Annotated in this window: 4 protein-coding genes; 2 read left to right on the top strand and 2 right to left on the bottom strand. The window is 70.6% G+C overall.

Translation table 11 applies throughout. From position 1 onward, the window contains the following. The first annotated feature begins 414 nt into the window (after positions 1–414). Both ACILRF_RS14020 and ACILRF_RS14015 read left to right on the top strand, forming a co-directional pair. Complete coding sequence (locus tag ACILRF_RS14020; RefSeq protein ID WP_395673931.1) at positions 415–1,821, top strand: APC family permease; 1,407 nt, start codon at positions 415–417, stop codon at positions 1,819–1,821. Positions 1,822–1,825: 4 nt separating this feature from the next. Then, on the top strand, positions 1,826–2,461 hold the full coding sequence (locus ACILRF_RS14015; protein ID WP_395673929.1) for an aspartate/glutamate racemase family protein: 636 nt from the start codon (positions 1,826–1,828) through the stop codon (positions 2,459–2,461). Here the strand turns inward: ACILRF_RS14015 and ACILRF_RS14010 are convergent. Together ACILRF_RS14010 and actP are read right to left on the bottom strand one after the other, a co-directional pair. Next, a complete protein-coding gene (locus ACILRF_RS14010; protein ID WP_395673927.1) occupies positions 2,458–4,122 on the bottom strand; it encodes an amidohydrolase in 1,665 nt (554 codons plus the stop codon). The two genes, ACILRF_RS14015 and ACILRF_RS14010, sit on opposite strands and share 4 nt — an antisense overlap. Before the next feature lie 42 nt (positions 4,123–4,164). Further along, the coding region (gene actP, locus ACILRF_RS14005) for a sodium:solute symporter family transporter (RefSeq protein WP_395673925.1) at positions 4,165–5,417 on the bottom strand (1,253 nt) is incomplete at its 5' end.

Here is a 5,417-nt window from a genome sequence, read left to right as displayed (position 1 = left end):
AGGTCGTGGAGGATGGGCAGCAAGGCCCCCTCGCGCCCGTCGTGCGCCTCGACGATCGCAGCCGCGACGTCGGCGTTCCACGGCTGGAACCGGCTCATCCATCCTCCCGACGCCGGGCGTCTCGCGGCCCGGGCTGATCTGTGGCCCGATCATCACCGGACCGGCGGTGCGTCTTCAAGGGTGATATGGCCCAGGACGCTGAAATGCGGGCGGTTTCGATCCGCACGACATCCGGCGCTTGCCAAGAGGCGGTTATTCCATTTGCCTGTGGCGCGGGATTTCTAACGACTGCTTGAGGCGAGTCGGGCGCAGGTCCCGGATACAACACAAAGGGGGAAGCCGATGGCTCCGCAGCCATATCGTCGTCGCGAGCGCACCGGGTCCGCCACCGCCCCCCTTCGGAGCCGATAGCCCATGTCCGCCCAGACCCCCTCGACCGACAGCGCCCCAGGCGGCCTGCGCCGCGCGCTCGGCCTGCCCGAGGCGACCACGCTTGTGGCCGGCGGCATCGTCGGCGCCAGCATCTTCCTGCTGCCGGCCGCGGTCGCGGACATCGCCGGCGGGCCCTGGCTCGCCCTGACGATCTGGGGGATCGCCGGCCTCGTCGCCGCCTGCTCGGCCCTGTCGTTCGCAGAGCTGGGCGCGGCGATCCCGCAGACCGGCGGCGCCTACGTCCACCTCAAGCGCGCCTTCCGCAGCCACTTCCTGGGCTTCAGCTACGGCTGGATGATGCTGTTCGGCTATGGCTCGGCGGCCCTGGCGGTGGTGTCGATCATGGCCTCCGGCTACCTCTCGGGCCTGATCACCGCGGCCGGTTTCGAGCCGCCGCCGGAGCGGGCGATGGCCATCGCCATGATCCTCACCGTCGCCGGCCTCAACACCATCGGCGTCAAGGCCAGCGGCCGGGCGCAGATCGTGCTGACGGCGACGAAGTTCGGCCTGCTGATCCTGCTCGTCGCCGTGCCGCTGCTGACCATCGGCGGCGATCCGGCGGCCCTGTCGCATCCGGGTCCCGAGCGGACGCCGGGCGAGCTGATCGGCGTGATCACCGACGGCCTGCTGCTGTGCTTCTTCTCGTTCAGCGGCGCCTATTTCGTCACCCAGGTGGCCGGCGAACTGCGCAACCCGCAGCGGGACATCCCCCGCGCCATCGCGCTCGGCTTCGGCGCGGTCCTCATCCTCTACCTGCTGTTCAACCTCGTCTGCATCCTGGTGCTGCCCTTCGACCAGCTGCGCAACAGCGACCGCATCGCCGCCGACGTGATGCGCCAGGCCGTCGGCGAGCCGGGGGCGATCCTGGTCGCCATCGCCATCATCATCTCGGCCCTCGGCGTGCTGAACGCCCAACTGCTCAGCTACCCGCGCGTGGTCTTCGCCCTGGCCCAGGACGGCCTGCTGCCGAGCTTCGTGGCCAAGGTGCACGAGCGAAGCCGCACCCCGTATCTGGCGGTGATCGCCGTCACCATCTGCGCCTGCCTCTACGCCGCGAGCGGCAGCTACCGGAACATCCTCAGCGCCGTCGGCTTCGTCAGCCACCTGTTCACGGTCCTGGCGGTGGTCGGGCTGATGGTGCTGCGCTTCCGCGAGCCGGACCTGCCGCGCCCCTACCGGGTGCGCCCCTATCCTTGGGCGCCGCTGGTGTTCATCGCCATCTCGGCGATTTACCTCGGCAACCTGCTGGTCACCCGCTTCGAGCAGTCGATGATCGGCCTGCTGATCGTGGCGGTCGGCGCGCCGGTCTACTTCTTCCGCCGCTCGAAGATCCCCAGGTCGATCGAGGCCGAAGCCGCCCAGGCGGCGGCCGCCCCCGCCGCCGACTGAGGCCATGCCGCGCATCGCGCTGATCCACGCGCTCCGGCACTCGCCGGCGCCGATCGAGGCGGCGTTCGCGGAGCTGTGGCCGCACGCTCGGCTGGCCAACCTGCTGGACGAAAGCCTGTCCGCCGACCTGGCGGCGGCAGGCGCGCTCGACGCCAGCTTCACCGACCGCTTCCTCGCGCTCGGCCGCTATGCCCGGCAGAGCGGGGCCGACGCCGTGCTCTTCACCTGCTCGGCCTTCGCGCCCTGCATCGACGCGGTCCGGGCCGACCTCGGCCCCCTGCCCGTCCGCTCGCCGTACGAAGCGATGATCGCCGAGGCGGCGGCGATCGGCGGACGGATCGGCCTCGTCGCCACCTTCGCCCCGACCCTCGCCACCATGCCGGCCGAGTTCCCGCCCGAGCTTGCCGTCGAGCCGATCTTCGTCGATAGCGCCCTGGCGGCGCTGGACGCCGGCGATACGACGACCCATGACCGCCTGGTCGCCGAAGCGGTGCGCGGCCGCGCCTTCGACGCGGTGGCCCTGGCCCAGTACAGCCTGGCCCGCGCCGCGCCGGCCGTCGCGGCGGTGATGGACGCGCCGGTGCTGACCAGCCCAGGCGCTGCGGTGCGCGAGCTGCGCCGAACGATGCTCGGCGCCTAGGCCCGGCGGTAGACCGAGCGGCCCGCCAGGAAGACCTCCTGCACCTTGGTGTCGAACAGCGCCCCCGGCGCCACCTGCCACGGGTCCTGCGAGATCACCTGGAAGTCGGCCAGCTTGCCGACGCTGATCGAGCCCTTGTCCCTTTCCTCGTAGTTGGTCAGGGCGCTCTGGGTGGTCCAGGTGCGCAGGGCCTCGTCGACGGTGATCCGCCGGTCGTCGGGCAGCACCCCGCCCTCGCTGACCGGCGCGACCAGCGAGCCGATCCCCTCCCAGGTCGAGAAGTGCTTGAAGCTGCCGGCCGGGTCGGCGACGCACAGCACCTGAACGCCGGTGTCGAACATCGCCCGGAAGTCGGCCCGGCGCTGCGGCAGGCGGCCGTTGCCCTTCTCCGCCCGGGTGATGCCGACGGTGATCCCGAGGTCGCGCAGCCGGCGCAGGTGGGCCGGATCGCTCAGGAAGCCGACGTGGTGGATCTGGTTGCGCATCGCCCGCCCGGTCTGGGCGCGCGCCCCGGCGATGGCGTTCAGCGACCGCTCCAGCCCCGGCACGCTGACGGCGTGCAACAGCACCGGCAGCCCGGCGGCGTTGGCCTTGGCGACATGCTCGGTCAGGCGCGCCTCGGTCCACTTGAAGTCGCTGATCCGGTTGCCCTCAGGATCCTGGCCGGCGCCGTCGACGAACATCTTCACGCCGCCGACGCGGTGCATGGCGTCGCCCTGCCCCTGAGTCAGGCCCTGCTTGATCATGTCGTCGAGGCCGATCGCGGCCGGCACGATGTAGAAGGTGCGGAAGCGCAGCGGCAGGCGGCCCTCGCGCTGCATCTGGCGCTCGACCCGGATGTGTTCGGCGACGCCGGAGACGTTGCAGACCGTGGTCATGCCCGTCCCGAGGAAGGCCTCCTGGGCGTAGCGCTCGTAGGCATCCTTACGGGCCGCGAGCGGAATCGTCGATTCGTCCAGCACGAGGTCGAACATCTCGGTGACCACGCCGGTCGGCAGGCCCTGGGCGTCCCGGCCGACCATGGTGCCGGTGCGCTGCGTGCCGTCTTTCCAGCGCAGCTTGCGTTCGTCCTCGGGCGTCCAGAAGCCGAGCTTCTTCAGCGCCGGGGTGTTGAGCGAGGCCACGTGGACGCTTGAGAACAGGATCATCGGGTGATCCGTAGTGATGGCGTCGAGCTCCTGGCGCGTGGCCAGGCGCTTTTCGGCCACCTGCCGCTCCAGCCCGAAATAGCCGCGGCCGAAGATCCACTCGCCCTTCGGCGTCTTGGCCGCCGCGCTCTGCAGGACCTCGAAGATCTCAGGCAGGCTGCCGAGGCTCTGGGGGACGCGCGTATGGAAGGCGTCGGATTCCACGTACCACTCGAAGTGGGTGTGGCCTTCGATGAAGCCCGGCAGCAGGGTCCGACCTTCCAGGTCGATCGGTTTCAGCCCGCCGGCCCGCTGGCGGGCCCCGGCGTTGGAGCCGACGTAGGCGATCCGGCCGCGCCGCACGAGCACCGCCTCGGCCCGCGGCAGCGCCGGGTCCATGGTGGCGACCTTGCCGTTGACCAGCAGGAGGTCGGCCGGTGCGCCGCTCGGCTGGGCCGCCACCGCCTGCCCGGAGGCGGCGCCGGCGAGGGCGAAGGCGGCGGCGCGGGTCAGCACCTCTCTACGAGCGATCATCGGCATCTCCAGTTTGGGCGGCGGATGGGGTGGGTCGGCGGATCAGGCGCCGATCCCGGTCTCGGCCCGCACCTTCTGGTCGGCGAAGCCGGCCCGGTCGATGGCGGCCCGGTCGCTACGGTCGAGGAGCGAGAACAGCCAGATGCCGATGAAGCCGACCGGCATCGAGAACAGCGCCGCCGAGGTGTACGGGAAGATGGCGGTCTCATTCTGCAGGACGTTCACCCAGATGCCGGGCGACAGCACGGTCAGCACCAGCGCCGTGGTCAGGCCAAGGGCGCCGCCGATCGCCACGCCGCGGCTCGTGCAGCCTTTCCACAGCAGCGACAGCAGCAGGGCCGGGAAGTTGCCCGACGCCGCCAGGGCGAAGGCCAGCGACACCATGAAGGCGACGTTCTGCTTCTCGAAGATGATGCCGAGCAGCACGGCGATGAGGCCCAGCACGACGGTGGTGACGCGGGTCACCTTCAGCTCGTCGGCCGAGTTGGCGTCGCCGTTCTTGAGCAGCATGGCGTAGAGGTCGTGCGACACCGCCGACGCCCCCGAGAGCGCCAGGCCGGCGACGACCGCCAGGATGGTGGCGAAGGCCACCGCCGAGATGAAGCCCATCAGCACGTTGCCGCCCACCGCGTCGGCCAAGTGGATGGCCGCCATGTTGCCACCGCCGAGCAGGCCGCCGGCCTGGTCGAGGTAGGCGCTGTTGGTCGCCACCAGCAGGATGGCGCCGAAGCCGATGATGAAGGTCAGGACATAGAAGTAGCCGATCCAGGCGGTCGCCCAGGCTACGGACTTGCGCGCCTCCTTGGCGTTCGGGACGGTGAAGAAGCGCATCAGGATGTGCGGCAGGCCGGCGGTGCCGAACATCAGCGCCATGCCGAACGAGACAGCCGAGATCGGGTCCTTGATGAAGTTGCCCGGCCCCATGATCGAGGCCCCTTGCGCGGCGGCGTCGGGCGGCGTCGCGCCCTTGCCGGCCGCCAGGGCGGTCTTCACCTGCACGGCGCGGGCGAACAGCGTCTCGACCGAGAACCCGACCTGCGCCAGCACCAGGATCACCATCAAGGTCGCGCCGCCCAGCAGCATGGCCGCCTTGATGATCTGCACCCAGGTCGTCGCCGCCATGCCGCCGAACAGCACGTAGGTCAGCATCAACCCGCCGACCAGCAGCACGGCGAGTTCGTACGGCAGGCCGAACAGCAGCTTGATGAGCTGGCCGGCCCCGACCATCTGGGCGATCAGGTAGAAGGTCACCACCAACAGGGTGCTTGTCGCCGCGAAGGTGCGGATCGGCAGCG

This window comes from Phenylobacterium sp. (assembly GCF_044236515.1).
GTDB lineage: Bacteria > Pseudomonadota > Alphaproteobacteria > Caulobacterales > Caulobacteraceae > Phenylobacterium.
This window is presented reverse-complemented; position numbering and strand designations above follow the sequence as displayed.

Bases quoted from the DNA above. Each gene is read 5' to 3' on its own strand.
- ACILRF_RS14015 (WP_395673929.1), top strand. From the start codon at position 1,826: ATGCCGCGCATCGCGCTGATCCACGCGCTCCGGCACTCGCCGGCGCCG.
- ACILRF_RS14020 (WP_395673931.1), top strand. From the start codon at position 415: ATGTCCGCCCAGACCCCCTCGACCGACAGCGCCCCAGGCGGCCTGCGC.
- ACILRF_RS14010 (WP_395673927.1), bottom strand. From the start codon at position 4,122: ATGATCGCTCGTAGAGAGGTGCTGACCCGCGCCGCCGCCTTCGCCCTC.